Consider the following 23,282-nt stretch of genomic DNA (forward strand, 5'->3'; position numbering starts at 1 on the left):
ACGTTATGATACCGGGCAACCGATTACGCGTTTATGATGACAGGTAACCATGAAAAAGATTGATGCGATTATTAAACCGTTCAAACTCGACGACGTGCGCGAGGCGCTGGCCGAGGTCGGCATCACGGGCATGACGGTCACGGAAGTGAAAGGCTTTGGGCGGCAGAAGGGCCACACCGAGCTTTATCGCGGCGCGGAGTATATGGTTGATTTTCTGCCGAAGGTGAAGATTGAGATTGTGGTCACCGATGATATCGTTGAGACCTGCGTGGACACCATCATTCGCACCGCCCAGACCGGTAAAATCGGCGACGGCAAAATTTTTGTCTTCGACGTGGCGCGGGTGATCCGCATCCGTACCGGCGAAGAAGACGACGCGGCTATCTGATAGCGCGGCCCGCAGCCCGGCTGCGGGCACGCCGTTACTCCTGTTCGGGCACGGTGACCGCGGTGCCGCCAAACAGACGTCGGAGCGTTATTGCCAGCACAATGGCGACAACCGCGTACAGCGTCCACTCGCCCATCTGCGAGAAGAAATGGCCATAAGCGGCAATGGCCGCCTCGCCAATCTGCGACTCGGTGGTTTGCTGCGCCACGACGCCTGCCAGCCAGTTGGCTACCGCGCCGGTGGCCAGCATATAGATCCCCGTCAGGATCCCGGTCACGCCGGGCATATTGAGGCGGGTGATCTGCGCCATCGCTACCGGATCGATAAACAGCTCGGCAAAGCCCATCAGCGCCAGGCCGGCCACCATCACGCCCATTGAGGCGTGGCCGTGCAGCTGGCCGCGCCGCGCGTTGAGCGCCAGCAGCATAAAACCGCCTCCCATCAGCGCCAGGCCAAAGGCGAACTTCAGCCACACTCGCAGGGCTGACGTAATGCCGCCTTCCGGGCTGGCCAGCCACGCCAGCACCACGCCTGCCGCCATCACCGCCACCGCGTTTACCGACTGGAAGAGGGCTGTGGGGACGTCAATACTGAACAGATGCCTGTCCACAAAGCGGTCAATAAACAGGCTGATGGTGCTGCCGCCCTGCTGGGCCAGGACCCAGAACAGCGTGCCGGTCAGCATCAGCAGGAGGATCTGTCCCAGCGCCCGGCGATGCTGAGGATGGCTAATCATCAGTCGCGCCATCATCTGCAGGGCGAAGAGGCAAACCAGCATCAGCAGCCAGCCGGAGAGATTGTTTTCCAGCAGGAAGGTAAAGAACAGCGGCGCCAGGCTCAGCATCACCAGCAGCCAGCCCCACACCGGCAGGGCGAATTTTTTTGCCCTCAGCGCGGGCGCATTCACGCCGCGCATCTCCCGGAAGTGGCGGTGGCCGCTGAGGAAAATCAGCAGGCCGATAAACATGCCGATCCCCGCCAGCGCAAAGCCGATATGCCAGCCGTACAGTTCGGCGACCAGTCCGCAGGCGATGGGCGCGGCGATGGAGCCAATGTTGCCTGCGGCATAGAGCAGCGAGAAGCCGCCGTCGCGGCGGCTGTCGTCCGGAGCATACAGTTCGCCCAGCAGACAGCTGATATTGGATTTAAACAGCCCGTAGCCGCAGATGATGATGGCCAGCGCCAGGTAGAGGCTCCACGTCGAATCAGACTCCACGCCCAGCACAACGTGTCCGAGGGTCATCAGCAGGGCGCCGGCGATCACCGCCGTGCGGTTGCCAAGCAGGCGGTCGGCAAGCCAGCCGCCGAGAATAGGGGTTACATAAACTAAAGACGCATACGCGCTGAAAAGGCTGATGGCGTGGCTGTCATCGAAGCCAAGCTGGTGGGTGAGATAGAGGATGAGCAGGGCACGCATGCCGTAAAAGCTGAAGTATTCCCAGATTTGAATCGCCACGATGTAGTAGATCGCGCGCGGTTGTGAGGGTGTTTTCATGGCATCTCCTTACAGCGAGAAAAAAGGGAAGTGGCAAAGCCACTTCCCTTCAGCGCTTAACGTTACTTAGTTTCTTTCAGCACGTTAACGGTGTAACGACCGTCTGCCTGACGATAGGCACCGTGGATATCGGTTTCGAAGCCCGGATAGTGGGCACCGATTTCGCACAGCATCTGCAGGAACTCAAGTACCGGACGGCTCTCTTCGGTCACTTTTTCACCTGGCAGGATCAGCGGTACTCCCGGCGGGTACGGAAGGATCATGTTGGCATTGACGCGGCCAACCATATCTTCCATGTACACTTCTTCAGTTTCACCGTGCAGCTCTTTCTGGAAGGCAGCGTACGGGGTGATAACCATTTCCGGCAGCACTTCGAACGCACGATACATCAGATCCGGCAGGTTGTGCTGAACAACCAGCTTGTGGATGCCTGCAGCCAGCTCCTGAATACGCATGTTTTCATAGAATTCAGGGTTTTCACGGTACAGCGACGGCAGCATGTTTTTCACGCGCAGGTTCAGGTCGAATGCGCGTTTGAAGTCGGTCAGACCGCGCAGCAGACTCAGAGCCTTGGTTTTGTCGATACCGATGCTGAACAGGAACAGCAGGTTGTAAGGACCGGTTTTCTCAACGATGATGCCGTGCTCGTCCAGATATTTCGCGACCAGGCTTGCAGGGATACCGAACTCGTCCATGGTACCGTCTTTCTTCATCCCCGGGGTCAGCAGCGTGACTTTGATCGGGTCGAGGTACATGTGCTCGTTGTCGATATCTTTGAAGCCGTGCCATGCGCTATCAGAACGCAGCGGCCAGCACTCTTTCTCATCAACCTGCTCCGGCTGCCATACGTCGAAGGACCAGCCTTCGGCTTCGGCTTTGAGACGTTTGATCTCTTTACGGAACTTGATAGCGCGGTCGATAGAGCCTTCAATCAGGCGCTTACCGGCGTTGCCTTTCATCATTGCCGCTGCGGTTTCAGTGGAAGCCACGATACCGTAGTGCGGAGACGTGGAGGTGTGCATCATGAAGGCTTCGTTGAAGGTCTCTTCGTTTACGTCACCCTTCACGTGGATCATGGACGCCTGAGAGAACGCCGCCAGCAGTTTATGCGTGGACTGGGTTTCATAGATAACCTTGCCTTCCACGCGGCCGCCGCTCATGCCGCATTTACCGGCATAGATTGGCGAGAAGTTGGTGTAAGGCACCCACGCGGAGTCGAAGTGGATGGACTTAACGTCGAGGGTTTTCTTGATGTAGTCGGTGTTGTACAGCAGACCATCGTAAGTCGAGTTGGTGATTACCGCGTGTACCGGCCAGGTGGCGTTCGGGGTCTTTTTCACGCGCTCGGCGATAGTCTCGTGCTGGAATTCGCTCTGCGGGATACCGCCGAGAATACCGTAGGCGTTACGGGTCGGGCGGAAGTAGATCGGCGTAACGTCGCTCATCATCATCAGGTGAGTCAGCGATTTGTGGCAGTTACGGTCGATCAGAATGGTGCTGCCCGCCGGCGCGGAGTACATACCGACGATTTTGTTCGCGGTAGACGTACCGTTAGTCACCATGTAGCTGCGTTCGGCGTTGAACACGCGGGCGATGTACTCTTCGGCTTCTTTATGCGGGCCGCTGTGGTCCAGCAGGGAGCCCAGCTCAGAAACGGAGATAGAGATATCGGACTTCATGGTGTTGGCACCGTAGAAGTCATAGAACAGGCTACCTACCGGGCTTTTCTGGAAAGCGGTACCGCCCATGTGGCCCGGCGTACAGAAGGTGTATTTACCTTCGCGAGCATATTTGAACAGGGCTTTGGTCAGCGGCGGCAGAATGTTGTCGATGTATTCATCGGTGCTTTGCTTGATTTTTGCCGCGATATCGTCGGCCAGGCCCAGCGCATATTCGAAGAAGCGCACCTGCATACGCAGATCGTTGAGGCTAACGTCGAGGGTGGAGTGGGTGTTGGCGAACGCGTAAACCGGCATGTGCTCGTTCAGCTTGCTGATCTCTTCGCACAGGGTCAGGTTGTAGGTATCCCAGTCGAAGATCACGCCGCACAGGCGGGGATTGTTCTCAATCAGCTTCAGCAAATCTTCGCGGTCATTCGGGTAAACAACGCGGAAGTCCAGGCGCTCAAGGGCGCTGTGCAGTTCACGGATGGGCTCTTCTTTGAAGTAGACACCCATATGGTTCATGATTGCGATAACGTTCATAGTCGTATCTCCAGGTGTAGAAAGCCCTTCCCGTCGCGATATGACAGGGCAGGAAGGGCTTCAGAAAGGGGTACTAATTAGTGCGCGTTGGCGGCGTTAGCAGAATCGCTGGTGTGCTGACGCTGGCCGAGCTTACGGCCGTAGAACATCAGGATAATCAGGCTAATGATGAAGGTACCGGTCAGCTCGAAAGAGCCGGCGCCAATCAGCGCGATAAAGCAGAAGCAGCAACCGAAGAAGGAACAAAACAGGGTTGCCAGGTTGCGCAGCGTGATACCTTCAAAGCGTACCAGGTCAACGCAGGAGTAGAAGTAAGGCAGCATGGTCAGCAGTACCGCGATACCGGTCAACTCGCCGAACAGGTCGGAGGCTTTACCGCCGTGGGAGCTAACAAAGGTCAGCAGCAGCATCAGGGCAGTCATTTTGCAGGATGCCAGCAGCAGGCCTTTTTTCGGCACGCCGTTCTTATCCATTTCGCCATACACTTTCGGGAAGTTGCCGTCTTTTGCCGCACGGGCGCCGGCCTGACCTACCAGCATCATCCAGGAACCGAGCGACGTCAGACAGGCGAAGGCGGTGAAGGCTGATACTACTGGTGCGGCCCAGCCGCCGAGCATGGTGGAGGCGCTGATAGCAAACGGTGCGCCAGAGGCAGCCATTTCAGACGCCGGGAACATACCGGAAAGCACCTGCGTTGCAGCAACGTAAACGACACCTGCCAGCGCGGTACCCATCATGGTAGCCAGCGGCACGGTACGTTTCGGGTTGTTGACCATACCGGTGCTGACCGCTGCGGATTCAACACCCACAAAGGCCCACAGGCAGAGCAGAACGCTGTTGATAATCGCGCGGGAATCTGTGGTACCGCCGGTGTTCCAGTTTGCTTTATAGGTGGCTAAATCGAACCAGTGCCAGCCGATAACCGCAGTCAGAACGACGGGAATAAGAACCAGGATCAAACCGATGGAAGTGAGTCGGCTTACCCAGGTACCGCCCAGCAGGTTGACGAAGGTAAAAATCCACAGAATCGCGATACAGGCTATACCGGCCGGAATCGGGTCGTTCAGTACCGGGAAGAAGGTAGAGAGGTAAGAGACGGCGGTGATGCCGATTGCCAGGTTACCAATCCAGTTGGCGTGATAGTAGAGCACGCCGGTCTGGAAACCGAATGCCGGAGACAATTCACCCGCGTAAGCAATCGGACCACCTTCCTGCGGATTTTTTGTCGCAAGGCGAGCATAAACATAGGCTAGTGACATCGCACCAATAATGGATATTACCCAGCCGAAGACGGAGATGGCACCAATTTTTGCCAGGTTTGCCGGTAATAAGGCAATCCCGCTCCCCATCATATTACCGGCAACGACACCGGTACAGGCTAATAGCCCGATCTTTTTCGCAGAACTCATGTTTCGTTTTCTCCTCATTTATTTTGGAGGCGCGGATCATGATGCGAAGCTCATTGTGATCCGACCGACTGGCGACAAGATTAATGCTCTCGGTCAGAGAAGTCCTAAAGATTAGGTGAAGTAATGCCAAACATCACACAAATGAGATCTTGAGGTTTTTGCATTTACATATCATGATGACAAATTGATATCATGAAAAGATAAATATCATTAATAATCATATAATTATTCAATTGGTAACGTGTTGCGTAAATGTCGTCACGGGGAGGAGGAAGGCTGCTTTTTGGCAACATCATTGATATGTTTTATTACATTGATTTAACCTGAAGGCGGCCGTTTTTCAGGCCGCCTTCAGCAAGCCTCATTCGGCGGAAAGGAAATTGTTCAGATAGGGCACTACGCGGATGACGGACGTCTGAAATAAACCGTTCTCAATCCAGTAAAGCGTGTTCTCGCCGGGACGTAAGTTAAAGGCTGTAATATAGGCGTCAGCGGCCAGACGATTTTCACCTTTCATTTCGTAGACTTTTCCCAATAGCACATAATTAAGCCACGACATCTCTTTGTTGATACCGCTATTAATTTCGTCATACGCCTCGTTCACGTGTCCCTGACTTAACTTTTCAATGGCTTTAATCTGGTAAAACACCGATGTCTGTTCAATTTGCGGCAAATGGCTGATTCTGTCTATTTCGGTATAAAGCGCCGCCAGCTGCTTATCATTGAGCGATTGCTGGGAGTGGCGCAGCGCGTCGACCAGCACCTTTTCCGCCGAGGCGTAGGCAAAGTCGGGAGACTGCTTTATCACCTCATCAAGGATTGCGCTGGCCTTACCCAACGAGTCCATATCGCCTTTCATCAGCAGCATGTGGGCCTGATAAAACTGCGCCAGCGACATGCTGCGCGAAGGCTGAAACTGGTGCAGCATCGCCTGCATGGCGTCCGGCCACGGCTGCATCAGCGACTGCGAGAGGCTGTTCATCAAATCATTCTGTATCGAGATCTGATTATCGCTGGTCACAAAGTAGCGCTTATCAAGCATCACCGAACCGTCGGCATTATCAATGAGCTTTACGGACATAAAGCACTGCTGGGCGCGGTAGTGGCGCTGGTTGACGAATTCAATGGTCAGCGTTTTCCCCGATGTGCTCGGTTCATTGACGTTATAGTCCGTTTTATCGTGAACCATAAAGGTCGAGAAGGTGTTCAGCGAGGTGGTAATCAGGCTGCCGAGTCCGACGGCGTAGGAGTGCTGAGATGCCCAGTTATTGCACGAATTACCGTTGACCAGGTGAATATCAATATCGCGGGGATTGAGCAGCAGGCGCGTTTTTGTGATGGGTGTCCTGGAATGCAGCGTGGAAAGCGCGATCAGCGCGACGCAGCTGGCGAGCGCCAGTAAAAACAGACACCACACCCAGAAGGCAGTCCGGCGGCGGACCGTTTTCTTTGTCGCGGGCGCGGGCGCACAAACGTCCGGCGCTGCGGCGGCTACTGCGGTCGGTTCGGCAGCCGCCGGGGCAGGCGAGACGGGCTGCAGCTGCGGCTCATCGCCCTCGGTACACCAGACGACCGGCGCCGTCAGCTTATAGCCGCGCTTGGGAACGGTAATAATATATTCCGGGCTGTTCTCATCGGCATCTTTCAGGGACTTACGCAGTTCGGAGATACTCTGAGTGACAACGTGATTTGTTACCACGTTGCGGGTCCAGACGTGATCAATCAGCTCGTCGCGGCTCAGCACCTCGTCAGGGTGATGGGCAAAATAGACCAGCAGGTCGATTAAGCGCGGTTCAAGCGTGAGCTGACGTCCCTGCCGGCTGATTTGGTTGATTGAAGGTGTAACCAGCCACTCACCGATGAGTACAACAGGTTGCTGCATAAAATTGGGGACTCAAGCAAAAAGGGGAAAGCGGTAATCATAACACAATTCGGTCGGGGCGTTTTTGGCAGGGGTGCGGCGCGGGCGTAAAGGCGGGTGTTCGAAGCGTGAATAATCCTGAACAGCATCAAGGGCAGGCGGCAGCCCGCCGGCCCTTGATTGCGCCATTTTACAGCACTTTATGAGGCCCAAAGCACTCATAGTGGATGCGATCGGCCCCGACACCAAGCCCGATCAGCTGTTTTGCCGCGAACTGCATAAAGCCCACCGGGCCGCAGAGATAAAACTGCATGGCGGGATCGGTAAGCTGTTCCTTATGCGGCGCCAGGTCCATCAGACCTTGCGTATCATAGCGATCGCCGGCGTCCGGCACCCGATACCAGGTATGTGAGCTGAAATGCGGCAGTCGCTGACCGCAGGCGGCGACTTCGTCGGCAAACGCGTCAACGCGGCCATTCTCGGCGGCGTGCAGCCACGTCACCTGCGTCGGGTGCCCCTGCTCCGCCAGCGTGTCCAGCATGGCAAGCATCGGCGTCTGGCCTACGCCTGCCGAGATCAGCGTGACCGGCGTTTGCGGCTCAATCTGCAGGAAGAAATCGCCTGCCGGTGCCGCCAGCTGTACAATATCGCCGACGTTCGCTTCATTATGCAGCCAGTTTGACACCTGGCCGCCCTCTTCACGCTTGACCGCAATACGGTAGCCTTTGCGGTTTGCTTTGCGGGTCAGGGAGTACTGACGGATCTCCTGATGTTCAAAACCTGCCGGCTTAAGCCAGACGGCGAGGTACTGCCCCGGCTGATAGTCGGCGACATCGCCGCCGTCGGCCGCTTCCAGTTCGAAACTGGTAATGAGATCGCTCTGCGGCTGCTTGCTGACGATGCGGAACGGACGCGTGCCGACCCAGCCGCCGTGTTTCGCCGCATTTTGCTGGTAAATCTCGCCTTCGCGCTTAATAAAGACATCGGCCAGTACGCCGTAGGCCTTGCCCCAGGCGTTGAGCACCTCCTCTCCCGGATGGAGCATCTCATCGATCGTCGCCAGGAGATGCGTGCCCACAATGGCGTACTGATCGGGCCTGATCTGAAAGCTGGTGTGCTTCTGGGCAATTTTTTCTACGGCCGGCAGCAGGGCGGGCAGGTCTTCAATATGGGTTGCATAGGCGGCAATGGCGTTAAACAGCGCCTCGCGCTGGTCGCCGTTGCGCTGGTTGCTCATATTGAAAATCTCTTTCAGCTCCGGGTTATGGGCGAACATGCGGTCATAAAAGTGGGCGGTAAGTTTAGGTCCGGTTTCGACCAGCAGGGGAATGGTGGCCTTTACTGTCGCGATGGTTTGTGCATCGAGCATAGCGTTATCCTCATACCTGTTTAATAATGTATTTTAAATGCATGTTATAGGAATACCCACATGCTGTAAATGGTTCTTTCACTATGAGAAGTATGCATCACAATCCTGAAAAGAAATCTCTTTGTAACGATGAAGCGCATTTTTGAGCAATCCCTTGTGTGGCGCGGAGGTAATCGTTTGCGTAAATTCCGTTGTCAAGACCTGTTATCGCACCACTAATCAGTTATACTGTCGGCCGTTGCCCAAAAGGGCCCTCTATTTATCGTGGTTGTAACTGTTAGCTGAGTCAGGAGATGCGGATGTTAAAGCGTGAAATGAACATTGCCGATTATGATGCCGAACTGTGGCAGGCTATGGAGCAGGAAAAAGTACGTCAGGAAGAGCACATCGAACTGATCGCCTCCGAAAACTACACCAGCCCGCGCGTGATGCAGGCTCAGGGTTCTCAGTTAACCAACAAATATGCCGAAGGCTATCCGGGCAAGCGCTACTACGGCGGCTGCGAATACGTCGATATCGTTGAGCAACTGGCAATCGATCGCGCTAAAGCCCTGTTCGGCGCCGACTACGCTAACGTCCAGCCGCACTCTGGCTCACAGGCAAACTTCGCGGTCTACACCGCGCTGCTGCAGCCCGGCGATACCGTTCTCGGCATGAACCTGGCGCAGGGCGGGCACCTGACGCACGGCTCGCCGGTTAACTTCTCCGGCAAACTGTATAACATCATTCCTTACGGTATTGATGAGTCAGGCAAAATCGACTACGAAGATATGGCGAAGCAGGCTAAAGAGCACAAGCCGAAGATGATCATCGGCGGCTTCTCGGCCTACTCCGGCATCGTTGACTGGGCAAAAATGCGCGAAATCGCCGACAGCATCGGCGCCTGGCTGTTCGTAGACATGGCGCACGTTGCCGGCCTGATTGCCGCGGGCGTTTATCCTAACCCGGTCCCGCACGCCCACGTTGTAACCACCACCACCCATAAAACCCTGGCGGGCCCGCGCGGCGGCCTGATCCTGGCGAAAGGCGGCGACGAAGAGCTTTATAAGAAACTCAACTCTGCCGTATTCCCAAGCGCCCAAGGCGGCCCGCTGATGCACGTTATCGCGGCAAAAGCCGTGGCGCTGAAAGAGGCGATGGAGCCGGAATTTAAGGTTTATCAGCAGCAGGTCGCGAAAAACGCTAAAGCGATGGTCGAGGTGTTCCTCAACCGCGGTTACAAAGTGGTGTCCGGCGGTACTGAAAACCACCTGTTCCTGCTGGACCTGGTGGATAAAAACCTGACCGGTAAAGAAGCCGACGCCGCCCTGGGCCGCGCTAACATCACCGTCAATAAAAACAGCGTACCGAACGATCCGAAAAGTCCGTTCGTCACCTCCGGCATCCGCATCGGCTCCCCGGCAATCACCCGCCGCGGCTTTAAAGAAGCGGAAGCGAAAGAGCTGGCCGGCTGGATGTGCGATGTGCTGGACAACATCAACGATGAAGCCACCATTGAGCGCGTGAAGGCGAAAGTACTGGATATCTGCGGCCGCTTCCCGGTTTACGCATAATTCTGTACTGCTGGTAGAGAAAAGGCCGCGAATGCGGCCTTTTCTCATTAGTGTCTGTTTCACTTATCCAGCCGGGAATCGGTCAGCACTCCCGTTATCCGGGCTTCATACACCAACCGCATCTTAGCGGCGATCCAGAGACCAGGCGCCCGGTCCTGCCAGTGCCAGCAGTAAAAATGCCCCCGCGATACTGATATTTTTATAAAAGTTAATCATATTCGGCGCGACGTCGGCTCCCGTCATGTTCCAGTAGTGGTGTCCGATAACGGCCGTGCCCAGCGTATAGAGCAGAAAAATCACCGCCAGCGGACGGGTAAAAAAGCCCAGAACAATGAGGATAGCGACCAGCACTTCCATCACCACGGCAATAATAGCGGACAGCATGGGCAGCGGCGCGCCGACGGCGGCCATATACTCCACGGTGCCGCTAAAGCCGGTCATCTTCGGCACGCCAAAAATAATAAACAGCGCGACGACGGCGATGCGGGCGATGAGCAGCAGCAGCGGGCGTAACGAACCAAAATCCAGATAGCGGAGGGTATTCATAGCAGTTCCATTGGTAGTATTGGTTAATCAAACCTAATACATAATGGGCCAGTCAGCTACCGTTTTGCATATATTATTCAAGCGTTAATAACGAGAGATATATAGATTTTCATAACGCTGCCAAATTTTCTCCATATCACTCAGCCGATTACGACTCAGCCCGGCGATTGTCGCTCCGCAGCGTCATGCCCACGTTGCCGCCCGGATGCACCGCCAGCAGCGTCTCCTTTGTGTAGCCACTCTCCTGCATCAGGCAGACGCAGGCGGCGTCAAAGAGCGCCAGTACCAGCACGATAGAGGTGGTCGCCAGCATATTGAGCGTATCGGCCTCCCGTCTGACGCCAACGGAGACCACCAGCATGGCGGCGGCGGCTATCGCGGAGTCAGCATTCTCGGTCACGGCAATCAGCGGTACTGCTTTCGCTGCCAGTCCGGGCAGCAATCGCGTCAGTTCATCCGAGTTGCCGCCGCGGGAAATCATAATCAGCAGGTCGTCGCTGCGCAGGAATCCCAGATCGCCGTGGGCCGCATCGGTGGCGTTGAGATAGATGGCCGGGCGCTCGACGCAGGCCAGCATATGGGCAACCTTGCGCGCCGCAATGCCGGAGGTGCCGACGCCGGTTACCACCACCTTGCCCTTACACTCGCGCAGAGCTGCCAGCAGCGACTGCCAGCGAAGATCGTCAAGATGCGCCTCAAGACCGGCCAGCGCTTCGCTATACAGCCGCCATGTGGCGCAGGCCTGCTGCCAGGTTTCGCTCATTCTCCCTCCTTCATTAGCTGGCGGTATTTCATATGATCCTTATACATTTCGTGAAATACCCGATATTTTCGATCGTAGTACTGCTTAATACGGTTAGTTTGCGGCGTGACGGTTTTGCCAATTCGGCTCATCGCCGACATCGCCTCCGGGAAAGTATCGAACACGCCTGCCGCCACGGTGCCCATCATTGCGCCGCCGAGCAGCATGGCTTCGCTCTCCTCCGGCAGCAGCATGGCGCAGCCGGTGGCGTTGGCGTGCTCCTGAACGAAGACCGGATTTTTAGTGCCGCCTCCGCTCGCCATCACGGTATCGATGGCGTAGCCGCTCTGGTTCATGGTTTCGATAATATGGCGGGTGCCTAGCGCGATGGCCTGAATGGTTGCCAGATACTGCAGGGCCATATCTTCCGGCGTCCGCGATAGCTTCAGCCCGCTGATGGCGCCGGTCAGCGTTGGGTTAGCGCGCGGTGAGCGGTTGCCGTGGAAGTAGGGCAGAATGTGAATATCGCGGGTCAGAAACGCAATATTCTCCGGTTCGCCCGCCATCTTGCGCAGCAGCGCATTCAGCGCTTCATAAATGGTTTTCCCCTGGCCTTTCGCCTGCTCAAGCAGTGTGCCGTAGCAGGGGTGTGACTGAATAATGTGATCGATAAGCGCGCCGGTCGCGGATTGACCGCCTTCGTTAAGCCAGTATCCGGGCAATACGGCCGAGTAGTAAGGGCCCCAGACGCCGCCAATAAAGCGCGCCGTTTTTGAGATAGCCATATGACCCGTTGAGGTGCCGCCAATCAGCGCAATGCGGCGATCGAAGTCCGCCAGCTCCCCGGAGACGCCGCTGGCGCCAAGCGTGCCCAGGGTACCCGCGTGGGCGTCGATAATTGAGACGCTGACCGCAGTGCCCGGAATCAGTCCCATCTCTGAGGCCGCGCGCTGGCTCAGGCCCCGGCCAAGAGGCTCGCCCATGGTTTTCACGTAGCGGCCAATTTTTTCCGCGTCGTGCTCCAGCAGATCCTCAAGCCCAATCTGGCGAAAGTAGCTGCTGTCCCACTTATCTTCATGGCCCATGTAGGTCCATTTGCAGACGGTAGAACACAGCGAGCGGGTATCGTCTCCGGTGGCGCGCCAGGTGAGGAAGTCCGGCAGATCGAAAAAGTATCCGGCGTTAGCCCAGCTATTAGGCATATGCTGCTTCAGCCACAGCAGCTTTGGCGTCTGCATCTCGGGGGAGATTATTCCGCCAACATAGTCCAGCACCCGGTGGTGCAGGGCGTTAATGCGATCGGCCTGGGCAATAGCCCGATGATCCATCCACACGATAATATTCTGTTCGCTGCGCCCGGACGGGCTGACGGTCAGCGGCTTACCCTCTTTATCCAGCACCACCAGCGAGCAGGTCGCATCGAAGCCCAGGCCCTTAACCTGAATGGGATTGATATCCGACTGATTTATCGCATCCCGCACCGCGTTGCAGACGGCCTGCCAGATATTGTCCGAGGACTGCTCAACGAAATCGGCCTGCGGCCGGTAAATCTCGATGGCCCGGCTGGCCTGGCCGACCATTCTGCCGTTTAAATCAAATACGCCAGCCCGTGCGCTTCCGGTGCCTACATCTATGCCAATGAAGTAACTCGCCATCATTTTTCTCCTGAAATCAGGCTTTACGATTCTGTAACGCGATAAAGAGGATCAGTACCGCGCCCCACAGGGCCATCGTCAGATAGCTGCTGATCCCCAGCAGATTAAAGCCGCTCTCCAGCATCTGCAGCACAATCAGCGCCAGTACCAGGCCGATAATTCGCCCGAAACCGCCGTCGGGGTTAATGCCCCCCAGCACTGAGGCCAGAATAGTGACCAGCAGGTAGGACTCGCCGTATCCGGCCTTGGCTGAGTTGAATTTTGCCATCATCAGAATGGCGGCCAGCCAGCCGAGCAGGGCGGAAATCACGTAGACGGCGATCTGCACCCGCACGGTGTTGACGCCGCTGTAGCGGGTCGCCTGCTCGTTGGAGCCCACCAGATAGAGGCTGCGCCCGAGCGTGGTGTGCTCAAGCAGTACCCACAGCAGCAGCGCAACCGCAAAGAAAAGCAGCAGCGCCACCGGGATACCGGCGACGGCGCCCGTTCCCAGAGACTGAATGATCGTCGGAAAGCCGGAGATAACCGACCCGTCAGATAGCAGGATATTCAGTCCGGAAATCAGCGTCATGGTGCCCAGCGTGGCGAGGATAGGGGAAACCCCAACCCAGGCAATCAGCATGCCGTTGAGCGCGCCGATGGCAATCGCGAGGGCGGCACCCGCCAGCAGGGCCAGCAACAGAAACAGCGGATTATCAGGATGGCTGACGATAATCGCCGCCATCAGCAGGGAGCAGGCGTTGGCGCCGGCAATAATCGACAGGTTGATGCCGCCGGTGAGCATGGTCATGCCCATACCCAGCGCCAGCATCCCGAGCACCGGCAGCTGTGAGCCGATAGACTGGAAGTTGGCGACGCTGAAAAAGCGGCTTCCTAGCAGCGCGGAGAAGACAACAGCGACGATAAGGATAATCAGGCACTGCAGGCGAACGATCGCATCGCCGGGCAGAACGTTTGCAAGCGCTTTCATCTTAGATCTCCTTCGCCAGTTTGCGTTTCTCGTTCCACGCCGTCGCGCTGATGCTTACCAGGATAATGGTGCCGCTGAACACGGTGTGCCAGTAGGATGAGATCCCCAGCAGCGTCATGCCGTTTTGTAAAAAGGCCAATAGCACCACGCCCAGCAGCGTGCCGGTGAGGGTGCCGCGCCCACCGCTCATACTGGTTCCTCCCAGAACCACGGCGGCCAGCACAGTCAGTTCGTATCCCAGCAGCGAGTTGGGGGCAACGGACTGGGTGATCTGCGCCTGCACCACGGCGGCGAAGCCTGCCAGGATCCCCATATAGCCGTAGACGCAGAAATGAAGCTTTAGCAGGTTCAGGCCCAGCCGTGAGGCTGCGTCGCGGTTGCCGCCCATGGCGTAAATCTGGCGGCCGAGGCGGGTATAGTTCATCAGCAGTGCCGTGACGATAATCACCGCCGCCAGGCACAGCAGCGGCAGCGTCAGGCCATAGTCGTAGCCGTCGGCGGCGGTGAAAGAGAACCAGTTGATGCCGTTCATAAACCAGTCCGGGAAACCGTAAAGCCAGGTACCTTTGGTGGCGTACACCAGCAGGCCGTAATAGACGTTCAGCGTGGCGATGGTGATGATAATGGCGGGCACGCGCAGCCACCAGACCAGAAAGCCGTTAATCAGCCCCAGCAGCAGGCCAACGAGCACCGCGATGGCGAGAGCGAGGGCGAAATTACCGCCGTGGGCGATGACCCAGCTTGCCATCACGTACTGGGCAATGGAGGTGGTCGCCGGAAACGAAATGTCGATCCCGCCGGAAATCAGCACCACGAACAATCCGCAGGCGAGGATCCCAAGAATGGCATAGCTGGTGGCAACGTCCGTCAGATTGCCCAGCGACAGGAATTCATCGGTCTTCATGCTGAGGCCGATTGCAAGGGCGATAACCAGCAGCCCGAGCCAGAACTCATGCTGCCCGATAAGACGTGAGAACGGATTATTCATCGATAGCCTCCACGACCCTGGCAATTTCCTCTTCGCTGCTGCGGTGAGGATTAAATTCCGCAACCAGCCTGCCGCGCCGCATTACCAGCACCCGGTGGCTGTTGTAGTACGCTTCCGGGATCTCATCGCAGATCATCAGCACTGCCATGCCCTGTTCAGCCAGGTTACGGGCGATCTGGTAGATCCCTTCTTTATTGGCGATATCCACGCCGACGGTAGGGGAGTCGAGAATGAGAATGCGCGGATTTGTCGCCACCCATTTGGCAATGGCGATACGCTGGGCGTTACCGCCTGAAAGGGTTTTCACCGGCAGCTGCGGATCGGAGACCTTAATATTCAGGTCGCGGATCAGATCGTTAACCAGCTTCTGCGCTTTGGCGTGATTGAGCAGGCCGCTGCCGGTGCGCAGCTTGTCGAAGACGGTGACGATGGTGTTGTCGTAGATGGACTGTTCTGCGATAAGCCCCTGAGTGAGCCGGTCCTCAGACACGTAGCCGATGCCGTGTTTAATGGCATCGTGGTTACTGTGCAGAGTCACCCTTTCGCCGTTGATCCATATTTCACCGCTGTCCGGGTGCGTCATACCGAACAGGCTCAGACACAGCTCCGTGCGCCCGGCACCCAGCAGGCCGACCACAGACACGATTTCGCCGCTGCGCAGGGAGAGGTTGATATCCTGATATTTCCCTTTACGGGTCAGGTGGCGCAGCTCAAGCATCGGGGCCTGCGCGGCGGGCGGTTTCTCCGGCAGCGGGCTGTAGTGAAAGCGCTGCCCGGTCATCAGGAAGGCCAGTTCGTGGCTATCCAGCTCCTGTGCGGGCCAGGTGCCCACCAGCTTGCCGTCGCGCATGACGCTGATGCGGTCAGCCACCTCCATCACTTCATCCAGCCGGTGGCTGACGAAGACCACGCAGATCCCGGCGGCTTTGAGTTCGCTCACCACCCGGAGCAGGCCGTTAACCTCCTGACGAGTGAGGGAAGCCGTTGGTTCGTCCATAATAACCAGCCGGGCTTCGGCGGCAATGGCGCGGCAAATAGCCACCAACTGCCGATCGGCAATGGACAGCTTTTCCACTTTTTTATCGGGATCGATAGAGACGCCGATACGCGTCATTGCCGCTATCGCCTGCCGCTTCATGGCTCCCCGGCGTACCCAGAGATCGCCGCCCGGCAGATAGCGGTTAACGGCGATATTTTCCGCCACGCTGAAGTTGGGGAACAGGGAGAGATCCTGGTAGATCACCTGAATCCCGTAATGGGAGGATAGCTGCGGCGTCAGGTGATGAAAGAGTTTGCCATCGAGCTGGATCTGCGCTCCCTTTTCCGGCTGATACACGCCTGAAATAACTTTAATAATGGTGCTTTTCCCACAGCCGTTTTGTCCTGCCAGGCAGTGGACTTCACCTTTGTTAAGGGTCAGGCTCACGTTATCCAGCGCCAGTACGCCCGGGAATTGCTTGCTGATATTCTCAAGAGTGATAAATGCGGTGGCGTCCGTCATCGACAATACCTCAGCGAGCGCCCCGCAGGGCGCTTAACAATAGTGGGGACGAAACGCGCCGGCCGCGGGCAGGCCGACGTGGGTTTATGCCTCAGAAGCCGAGTGACTGAGCGTTATCTTTGGTGACTTCAAGGATCTTGTTGAAGCGGATTACTTTCTTGTCCATATCGACGTCCGCCTTGCCTAAGCCGTCAATCGTAAGATCGGCGGTAACCTCTTTGCCTTTCAGCAGTTGGTCGGCAACGGTCACCAGCGCGTAGCCCGCATCTTTAGGATCCCAGAGCAGGGCCTTCTTGATATCCCCGCGCATCAGGTAAGGAGCCGCCTGGCCGGGCATGGCGATCCCGACCACGGCGATTTTGTCCTTCGCGCGCTTCTTCTGCACTGCCTGGCCTGCGCCAATTGGCCCGAGGGAGCCAAAGCCGATGATGCCCTTCATCTGCGGATAGGTTTTCATCAGATCGAGGGTGGTGGCGTAGGACTTATCGATACTCTCCGCAACCGGCAGACGGGAGGTGACCTCGAACATATCCGGGTATTTCGCTTTCTGATATTTGATAGCGTAGTCCGCCCACGCATTGTGCAGCGGCACGGTCAGGGAGCCTACATAAATAGCGTAGCCGCCTTTTCCGCCCATATCTTTTGCCAGCTCATCGACGTTGGCCTGCGCGTATTTTTCGCTGTCTATGGTCTCGATATCCCACTGGCCAATCTGCTGATCCGGCGATTCATGGGTCAGGACCACGATGCCGTTATCCCGCGCTTTCTTCAGCACCGGCTCCAGCACTTTCGCATCATTGGGTACCACGATAATGGCATTGACCTTCTTGGCGATCAGATCTTCAATCACTTTCACCTGCTGGGCAGGATCGGGCGTGGAGGGGCCCGTCTGATAAGCATTGACGTCGAGTTTTTTAGCCGCCTCGTTGACGCCGGTTTCCATGCGGTTGAACCAGGGAATACCGGTTACTTTGGCGACCACGGCAATTTCATATTTTTCCGCCGCAGCGGCCGTTTGGGACAACATGCATGCAGAAATCATGGCTGCGCTGAGCAGGGCGTATTTGAATTTCATAATTCTACCTTTATTGGGTACAGGGGCATGTCACGCTGCGAGATTAGCAATGAAGGAAAGAGGGAAAGAATCTCAGTTGCTTAGAATGTGATCGATGGCCATTTTTGTTTGTTTTGTGTTAATTTTTGGTTATATTTTTGTTTATTTTGATGTTTTTACGCAGTGTTTGCGCGGTCTTTATTGTTAAAAATAGATGTTTTTGAAACAAAAAATAAACATTTTATTATCATATCTGTTAGGGATAAGAAAAATCCCTCCCACCTGATCGTTAACGGAAAAAAGAGAAGTTGTGAACTGAGAAGTGAAGCGATTCAACGTGAACGAATGCGGAGAGTTTTCTAACGCAGGCTGGGGGAGTGTTATGAAGGATCGTCCCCAGGGGCGCGCGGCCAGAAAAATGTGACGTCTGGCGGCTTTTCTTCGGGCAAGATCATAAATCGCCCCCGAAGCTGTTAGCAGGCCGTTAAAGCATATTGCCAGCCCGCGCGTTTGCCGCCAGACTATCGCCTCTTACGGGAGGGATTCATGGCTTTGCATTCCACGCGCTGGCTGGCGCTCAGTTATTTCACCTATTTTTTTAGCTACGGTATTTTTCTGCCCTTCTGGAGCGTCTGGCTGGCGGGGGTCGGGCTGACGCCAGAATCTATCGGCATTCTGCTCGGCGTCGGGCTGGTGGCGCGCTTTCTCGGTAGCCTGCTGATCGCCCCGCGCGTGACCGATCCCTCCCGGCTTATCCGCGTCCTGCGGGTGCTCGCGCTGCTGTCGCTGCTGTTCGTGCTCGCCTTCTGGCTCGATACCCGCTTCGCCTCGCTGATGATTGTAATGATTGGCTTTAACCTCTTTTTCTCGCCGCTGGTGCCGCTCACCGACGCGCTGGCCAATACCTGGCAAAAGCAGATAACCATGGACTACGGCCGGGTCAGGCTGTGGGGCTCGGTGGCGTTTGTGATTGGTTCAGCGCTGGTGGGTAAGCTGGTCAGCCTGTATGACTATCAGGCCATTCTGGCGCTGCTCAGCCTGTCGATAGCCTCCATGCTGCTCGGTATGCTCATTACGCCGTCGGTCATGCCCCAGGGCGAGGCGCGCCAGCAGGCGTCCGCCGGCTGGCGCGCCTGGCGGGCGCTGGCCCAGGAGAACTGGCGCTTTCTCGCCTGCGTCTGCCTGCTGCAGGGGGCGCATGCCGCCTACTATGGCTTTAGCGCTATTTACTGGCAGGAGGCGGGCTATTCTGCCTCTGCGGTCGGCTATCTGTGGTCGCTCGGCGTGGTTGCCGAGGTGATTATCTTTGCGGTCAGCAAAAAAGTCTTCAGCCGCTTCAGCGCCCGGGATCTGCTGCTGCTCTCCTGCCTGTGCGGCGTGGTGCGCTGGGGGATCATGGGCTGGACCACGGCGCTGCCGTGGCTGCTGGTGGCGCAGGTTCTGCACTGCGGCACCTTTACCGTCTGCCACCTGGCGGCGATGCGCTACATCGCCTCCCGCCGGGGCAGCGAGGTTATTCGCCTGCAGGCGGTCTACTCGGCGGTGGCGATGGGCGGCAGCATCGCCATCATGACCGTCTTCGCCGGTTTCCTCTATCAGCACCTGCACCACGGCGTCTTCTGGGTGATGGCGCTGGTGGCGCTGCCCGCGATGTTCGTCCGGCCAACGGTGTCGCCTCAGTCCCGGGCCTCCAGCATCTGACAGATGTGCTGCCGCTGCCTGACGCTGAGCGGTTCGGCGGCGTGGATAAACGGCGGTGAAAACAGCGGCAGCGGCACGGCGTAGGGCGTGACCACCAGCGCGGCCCCCTTCGGCACGCCCTCTTTATTAAAAGCGTGCAGGGGCTGCAATTTAATATTCAGCGGCAGCAGCGTCAGCTCCCTCAGCTGCTGCTCCAGCGCCTGTTCGAGGGCGGTATTGTCGCCGGTGAGCAGCACCACCTGCTTTTCCTGCAGATCGCTCTCCTGCATCAGCCAGGCGCCGAAAATAATCGCGATAAGCCCCAGCTCGTCGCTGGAGAAGCGCAGCCCGTAGTAGGCCTCAAACGGGGCCATCGCCGCCTGGGTCGTACGCATCAGGCGCGGGTAGAGGCGCTGGATCTCCTCCGGCAGATTGGCGTCAATGCCTATTCCGTACAGGGAGCGGTTAATCGCCTGGGCAATGTGCACGTACAGCTGGTCGCGCAGGCGGCAGCGGTTGCTGAACGGCTGGCCCGACAGCTGCTGGAAGCGATCGATAAGCTGATTGACGGCCCGGTAGAGGCGCACCTCCTGGGTATGGCTATCCCGCTGCGGATCCGGCACCTTCAGCAGCATGAACAGCAGGGCGAGAAACAGATGCTCATCGGGATGGGCCTCACGCAGGGTGCGGCGCTGCCAGTGGCGGGCTATCTCTGCGGCCACCTGATACTCGGCGCTGCCCTGCACCCAGCGCCGCTGTTCCGGGCTGAATGCCGGGGCGTTCTGCGGCTCCTGCTGCAGCAGACAGTACTGCAGAAAGAGCAGCAGGAAGGTGACGTCGCGGCTGTCAAACTGGCGAAAAAGCGTGCGCGCGCAGCGGTTGACCAGCGCCCGCAGGTTGGTATCGTCATAGAGCGTGCGCGATATCCCGGCCTGCCTGAGGCGCATTTTCAGCGATGGGGCGAAAGATTGGTTGATGAACTGCGGGCAGACGCGCAGGCTGCGCCGTAGCCAGTGCAGCAGGCAGAGACGCTGATTGAGGGCGCTGCCTTCAATCCGCAGGCGGCCATCGCCGGTTGTCACGATCTCCAGCCGGTGGGTGCGCTGAAGTTCCTCATGGGTTTCGGCGAGATCCTGATGCGCCATCGCCGCATCGACGTTATTCATCCGGCAGATGCTTTCCGCCGTGACGTCCTGCCCGGGCTGGTAGAGCGTTAGCAGGAGCTGGCAGCGGCGCTGCGGACTGGAAAGCGCAGATGGGGTTTCAGTTACGGTCATCATCTGTCATATTCCAGAGTGTTTTTTGATAAGAATAGCTAAAGGATCCTGATACGGCAGGCGCTGCGGCGGCATTTACGCAAGGATTGCGGGCGCGGGTCACAGAATTTTTCACTGAGGAATTGATGACGAGAGTGAAACAGATTACGGCGCTGGCGTTTCTCACGCTTTTATCGGGAAAAGCGCAGTCGCACCCGCACAGCTTCATCGCCATGCAGGGCGAGCTAATCGCCAGCGCGGGCAGCCTCACCGCCGTGAATATGCGCTGGACCATGGATGAAATCACCTCGGCGGACCTGCTCTACGATGCCGGAAATGCCAAACCCGGCGATGAGGTCTGGAAGAAGCTGGCGGCGGAGGTGATGGCGAACGTTCTCGGCCAGCACTACTTCACCGAATTCTGGCACGGCAAGCAGAAGGTGAAATTTGCCAACCGCCCCACGGCCTACGGCCTGTCGCGGGACGGTCACAAGGCGGTGCTCACCTTTACGCTGCCGCTGGCCGAGCCGCAGCCGCTTGCCGGGCAGCGCTACACCTTTTCAACCTTCGATCCCAGCTACTTTGTCGATATGCACTACGACCGCGATGCCGACGTAAAGCTAGGCGCAGACTTTCCGCCGGGCTGCGCGCTGAAGGTTTTCACCCCGCAGCCCAGTGATTCTCTCACCGCCTACGCGCTGTCGCTGGATAAGGCCGACGCCCCGCCGGAGGATATGGATTTGGGTAAACAATTTGCACAGCAGGTCACTCTGTCATGTCAGTAATATCATCTGCGCGCCCGGCGCCCCGCCGCTGGCTCCAGCTTTGGCCGCTGGCGCTGTTTCTACTGCTGGCGCTGGCGGGCGGCCTTTGGCTGCTTCACGTCTGGCCGCAGCTGATGCTCAAAAGCGTGGTCTGGCAACGGGAGGTCAATCAGCAGATGAGCGCCCTACTGCAGGCGGTGGCGGCCGATCCCGGCCGGGCGGGCGGCTCGCTGCTGGCATTTAGCTTTATCTACGGCGTGCTGCACGCGCTCGGGCCGGGGCACGGCAAGGTTGTGATTGCCACCTGGCTTGCGACGCATCCTTCAAAGCTGAAGTCGGGCATTCGCCTGACCCTGGCGGCGTCGCTGCTGCAGGGGCTGGTGGCGATTGCGCTGGTGGTGGTGGTGCTCACGCTGCTGGCGCTGCCCGCCCGCCAGATGCACCTCAGCAGTTTCTGGCTGGAGAAGGGCAGCTATGCCCTCGTGGGGCTGCTGGGCGTGATGCTCTGCTGGCGGGCGCTGAAAAAGCTGCGCGACGTGCTGCGCAGGCCGACATTCAAATCCTTCACCCCGCACCACGTCCACCATGCAAACTGCGGCTGCGGCCATCAGCATATGCCCGCGCCGGACAGCCTGGCGGCAGAGGGCGACTGGCGGGCCAGGCTGGCTATCGTGCTCTCAATGGGGATGCGGCCCTGTTCGGGCGCCATTATGGTGCTGCTGTTCAGTAAAGTGGTCGGCGTCTTCGGCTGGGGCGTCGCCTCGGCGCTGGCGATGGCGGCGGGAACCTCGATAACGATTTCGCTGCTGGCGCTGCTGGTGCACAGCTTCCGCCGGCTGGCGGTGCGGCTGAGTGCCAACAGGACGCCGGCGCTGTGGCGGCAGGTAGGCTGGACGACGCTCGCCTTTGCGGGCGGGGCGATCCTGGTGATTGCGGCAGTGGTGATGTGGGTCAGTGCGGTCCCGGCCGCGCGGGGGCTGCGGCCGTTCTGATTGCCGCCCGGCCAGCGGGCGGCGGGGCGATTAACGCTTCAGGGCTTCGCTCAGCTCGTCGCGCATGTTCGCCAGCATCGCTTTCACCACGCGCGGGTTGCCCGCCACGATGTTGCCGCTCAGCATATAGTTGTGGCCGCCGGTGAAGTCGCACACCAGGGCGCCGGCTTCGCGGGCGATCAGCTCGCCGGCGGCGAAGTCCCACGGCTTAAGGGCCAGTTCGAAGTAACCGTCAACGCGGCCTGCGGCGACGTAGCACAGATCCAGCGCGGCAGAGCCGGTGCGGCGGAAGTCGGCGCACTCGGTGAACAGCTTGCCGAGAATGTTCATATAGGTTGCGGCGTGCTGCTTCGCCTTAAACGGGAAGCCGGTGGCCAGAATGGTGCCGTCCAGGTCGCGGGCGGTGCTGCCGCGCAGGCGGTAGCCGTTCAGCTGTGCGCCCTGGCCGCGGGTGGCGGTGAACAGCTCATTACGCATCGGATCGTAAACCACGGCCACTTCAGTACGGCCTTTAATGCGTACAGCGATGGAAACGGAGAAATGGGGAAGGCGCTTAACAAAGTTGGTGGTGCCATCCAGCGGATCGATAACCCACTGCACATCCTGATCTTCGCCTGCGTGCTCACCGCTCTCTTCGGTAATGATGGTGTGCTGCGGGTAAGATTTGCGGATAGTTTCGATAATCATCGCTTCTGCGGCTTTATCGACGTTGGTCACGAAATCATTGCTGCCTTTCTGGCTGGTCTCTACGGTGTCCGGCGTCTCGTAGTGCTTGGCAATAATATTACCCGCCTTGCGCGCTGCGCGCACGGCGATGGTCAACATAGGATGTTGCATCGGTTACTCTCACTGGAT

At 57.8% G+C, this 23,282-nt stretch carries 19 protein-coding genes; 5 read left to right on the forward strand and 14 right to left on the reverse strand.

All coding sequences use genetic code 11. The annotated features are described in order from the left end of the window. Positions 1-49: 49 nt before the first annotated feature. Positions 50-388, forward strand: a complete 339-nt coding sequence (gene glnB / locus ENGE1_RS16835) for a nitrogen regulatory protein P-II (RefSeq protein ID WP_043082508.1) — start codon at positions 50-52, stop codon at positions 386-388. Positions 389-422: 34 nt separating this feature from the next. On the opposite strand, the gene dtpD is transcribed toward glnB, so the two are convergent. The 5 genes from dtpD to hmpA form a co-directional block, all read right to left on the reverse strand. After that, entirely contained in the window at positions 423-1,883 is a 1,461-nt protein-coding gene (gene dtpD / locus ENGE1_RS16840; RefSeq protein ID WP_043082509.1) for a dipeptide permease DtpD, read from the reverse strand. A gap of 62 nt (positions 1,884-1,945) precedes the next feature. Then, a complete protein-coding gene (locus ENGE1_RS16845) occupies positions 1,946-4,087 on the reverse strand; it encodes a lysine decarboxylase CadA (RefSeq protein ID WP_043082510.1) in 2,142 nt (713 codons plus the stop codon). 77 nt (positions 4,088-4,164) lie between these two features. Next, positions 4,165-5,496: a cadaverine/lysine antiporter gene (cadB, locus tag ENGE1_RS16850; protein WP_043082511.1), complete on the reverse strand. Its 1,332-nt coding sequence runs from the start codon at positions 5,494-5,496 to the stop codon at positions 4,165-4,167. A 361-nt stretch (positions 5,497-5,857) separates the two neighbouring features. After that, a complete protein-coding gene (cadC, locus tag ENGE1_RS16855; RefSeq protein ID WP_048273262.1) occupies positions 5,858-7,378 on the reverse strand; it encodes a lysine decarboxylation/transport transcriptional activator CadC in 1,521 nt (506 codons plus the stop codon). Positions 7,379-7,547: 169 nt separating this feature from the next. Then, positions 7,548-8,726 (reverse strand): NO-inducible flavohemoprotein, encoded by a 1,179-nt coding sequence (gene hmpA, locus ENGE1_RS16860; protein ID WP_048254453.1) that lies wholly within the window; start codon positions 8,724-8,726, stop codon positions 7,548-7,550. 299 nt (positions 8,727-9,025) lie between these two features. Between hmpA and glyA the strand changes: the two genes are divergently transcribed. Then, positions 9,026-10,279, forward strand: coding sequence for a serine hydroxymethyltransferase (gene glyA, locus ENGE1_RS16865; protein ID WP_043082514.1), 1,254 nt, complete (start codon positions 9,026-9,028; stop codon positions 10,277-10,279). 123 nt (positions 10,280-10,402) lie between these two features. Here glyA and ENGE1_RS16870 read toward each other — a convergent pair whose 3' ends face one another. The 7 genes from ENGE1_RS16870 to ENGE1_RS16900 all read right to left on the reverse strand — a co-directional run bounded on the left by ENGE1_RS16870 (position 10,403) and on the right by ENGE1_RS16900 (position 17,756). Continuing rightward, positions 10,403-10,825, reverse strand: coding sequence for a DoxX family protein (locus ENGE1_RS16870; RefSeq protein WP_043082515.1), 423 nt, complete (start codon positions 10,823-10,825; stop codon positions 10,403-10,405). Positions 10,826-10,973: 148 nt separating this feature from the next. Beyond that, positions 10,974-11,588, reverse strand: coding sequence for a KpsF/GutQ family sugar-phosphate isomerase (locus tag ENGE1_RS16875; protein WP_043082516.1), 615 nt, complete (start codon positions 11,586-11,588; stop codon positions 10,974-10,976). Beyond that, a complete protein-coding gene (locus ENGE1_RS16880; RefSeq protein ID WP_043082517.1) occupies positions 11,585-13,222 on the reverse strand; it encodes an FGGY-family carbohydrate kinase in 1,638 nt (545 codons plus the stop codon). The genes ENGE1_RS16875 and ENGE1_RS16880 overlap by 4 nt, the downstream gene beginning before the upstream one ends. Positions 13,223-13,238: 16 nt before the next feature. Continuing rightward, positions 13,239-14,192: an ABC transporter permease gene (locus ENGE1_RS16885; protein ID WP_048254457.1), complete on the reverse strand. Its 954-nt coding sequence runs from the start codon at positions 14,190-14,192 to the stop codon at positions 13,239-13,241. Position 14,193: 1 nt separating this feature from the next. Continuing rightward, the gene (locus tag ENGE1_RS16890; RefSeq protein WP_048254458.1) at positions 14,194-15,180 is read right to left on the reverse strand and encodes an ABC transporter permease; all 987 of its coding nucleotides are present in this window, start codon (positions 15,178-15,180) and stop codon (positions 14,194-14,196) included. Then, the gene (locus tag ENGE1_RS16895) at positions 15,173-16,681 is read right to left on the reverse strand and encodes a sugar ABC transporter ATP-binding protein (protein WP_043082520.1); all 1,509 of its coding nucleotides are present in this window, start codon (positions 16,679-16,681) and stop codon (positions 15,173-15,175) included. Before ENGE1_RS16895 ends, ENGE1_RS16890 begins: the two co-directional genes overlap by 8 nt. A 91-nt stretch (positions 16,682-16,772) precedes the next feature. Beyond that, entirely contained in the window at positions 16,773-17,756 is a 984-nt protein-coding gene (locus ENGE1_RS16900; RefSeq protein ID WP_043082521.1) for an autoinducer 2 ABC transporter substrate-binding protein, read from the reverse strand. A gap of 525 nt (positions 17,757-18,281) precedes the next feature. On the opposite strand from ENGE1_RS16900, the gene ENGE1_RS16905 reads away from it, so the two are divergent. Further along, complete coding sequence (locus tag ENGE1_RS16905; protein WP_064360659.1) at positions 18,282-19,436, forward strand: 3-phenylpropionate MFS transporter; 1,155 nt, start codon at positions 18,282-18,284, stop codon at positions 19,434-19,436. Here ENGE1_RS16905 and csiE read toward each other — a convergent pair. Continuing rightward, a complete protein-coding gene (gene csiE / locus ENGE1_RS16910; protein WP_048254459.1) occupies positions 19,412-20,695 on the reverse strand; it encodes a stationary phase inducible protein CsiE in 1,284 nt (427 codons plus the stop codon). The genes ENGE1_RS16905 and csiE overlap by 25 nt on opposite strands. Before the next feature lie 122 nt (positions 20,696-20,817). Between csiE and ENGE1_RS16915 the strand changes: the two genes are divergently transcribed. Beyond that, on the forward strand, positions 20,818-21,456 hold the full coding sequence (locus tag ENGE1_RS16915) for a DUF1007 family protein (RefSeq protein WP_048254460.1): 639 nt from the start codon (positions 20,818-20,820) through the stop codon (positions 21,454-21,456). Then, positions 21,447-22,427, forward strand: coding sequence for a nickel/cobalt transporter (locus tag ENGE1_RS16920; protein ID WP_048254462.1), 981 nt, complete (start codon positions 21,447-21,449; stop codon positions 22,425-22,427). The genes ENGE1_RS16915 and ENGE1_RS16920 overlap by 10 nt, the downstream gene beginning before the upstream one ends. A gap of 30 nt (positions 22,428-22,457) precedes the next feature. On the opposite strand, the gene suhB is transcribed toward ENGE1_RS16920, so the two are convergent. Beyond that, a complete protein-coding gene (suhB, locus tag ENGE1_RS16925) occupies positions 22,458-23,264 on the reverse strand; it encodes an inositol-1-monophosphatase (protein WP_086498954.1) in 807 nt (268 codons plus the stop codon). Positions 23,265-23,282 lie beyond the last annotated feature (18 nt).

This window comes from Pluralibacter gergoviae ATCC 33028 = NBRC 105706 (assembly GCF_001598855.1).
Taxonomy (GTDB): Bacteria; Pseudomonadota; Gammaproteobacteria; order Enterobacterales; family Enterobacteriaceae; genus Pluralibacter; species Pluralibacter gergoviae.

Coding starts and splice junctions, on each gene's coding strand:
- ENGE1_RS16905 (WP_064360659.1), top strand. CDS start 18,282: ATGGCTTTGCATTCCACGCGCTGGCTGGCGCTCAGTTATTTCACCTAT.
- dtpD (WP_043082509.1), bottom strand. CDS start 1,883: ATGAAAACACCCTCACAACCGCGCGCGATCTACTACATCGTGGCGATT.
- ENGE1_RS16880 (WP_043082517.1), bottom strand. CDS start 13,222: ATGGCGAGTTACTTCATTGGCATAGATGTAGGCACCGGAAGCGCACGG.
- ENGE1_RS16900 (WP_043082521.1), bottom strand. CDS start 17,756: ATGAAATTCAAATACGCCCTGCTCAGCGCAGCCATGATTTCTGCATGC.
- ENGE1_RS16915 (WP_048254460.1), top strand. CDS start 20,818: ATGACGAGAGTGAAACAGATTACGGCGCTGGCGTTTCTCACGCTTTTA.
- glnB (WP_043082508.1), top strand. CDS start 50: ATGAAAAAGATTGATGCGATTATTAAACCGTTCAAACTCGACGACGTG.
- glyA (WP_043082514.1), top strand. CDS start 9,026: ATGTTAAAGCGTGAAATGAACATTGCCGATTATGATGCCGAACTGTGG.
- cadC (WP_048273262.1), bottom strand. CDS start 7,378: ATGCAGCAACCTGTTGTACTCATCGGTGAGTGGCTGGTTACACCTTCA.
- ENGE1_RS16920 (WP_048254462.1), top strand. CDS start 21,447: ATGTCAGTAATATCATCTGCGCGCCCGGCGCCCCGCCGCTGGCTCCAG.
- ENGE1_RS16845 (WP_043082510.1), bottom strand. CDS start 4,087: ATGAACGTTATCGCAATCATGAACCATATGGGTGTCTACTTCAAAGAA.
- ENGE1_RS16895 (WP_043082520.1), bottom strand. CDS start 16,681: ATGACGGACGCCACCGCATTTATCACTCTTGAGAATATCAGCAAGCAA.
- ENGE1_RS16890 (WP_048254458.1), bottom strand. CDS start 15,180: ATGAATAATCCGTTCTCACGTCTTATCGGGCAGCATGAGTTCTGGCTC.
- suhB (WP_086498954.1), bottom strand. CDS start 23,264: ATGCAACATCCTATGTTGACCATCGCCGTGCGCGCAGCGCGCAAGGCG.
- ENGE1_RS16875 (WP_043082516.1), bottom strand. CDS start 11,588: ATGAGCGAAACCTGGCAGCAGGCCTGCGCCACATGGCGGCTGTATAGC.
- cadB (WP_043082511.1), bottom strand. CDS start 5,496: ATGAGTTCTGCGAAAAAGATCGGGCTATTAGCCTGTACCGGTGTCGTT.
- hmpA (WP_048254453.1), bottom strand. CDS start 8,726: ATGCTCGATGCACAAACCATCGCGACAGTAAAGGCCACCATTCCCCTG.
- ENGE1_RS16870 (WP_043082515.1), bottom strand. CDS start 10,825: ATGAATACCCTCCGCTATCTGGATTTTGGTTCGTTACGCCCGCTGCTG.
- ENGE1_RS16885 (WP_048254457.1), bottom strand. CDS start 14,192: ATGAAAGCGCTTGCAAACGTTCTGCCCGGCGATGCGATCGTTCGCCTG.
- csiE (WP_048254459.1), bottom strand. CDS start 20,695: ATGATGACCGTAACTGAAACCCCATCTGCGCTTTCCAGTCCGCAGCGC.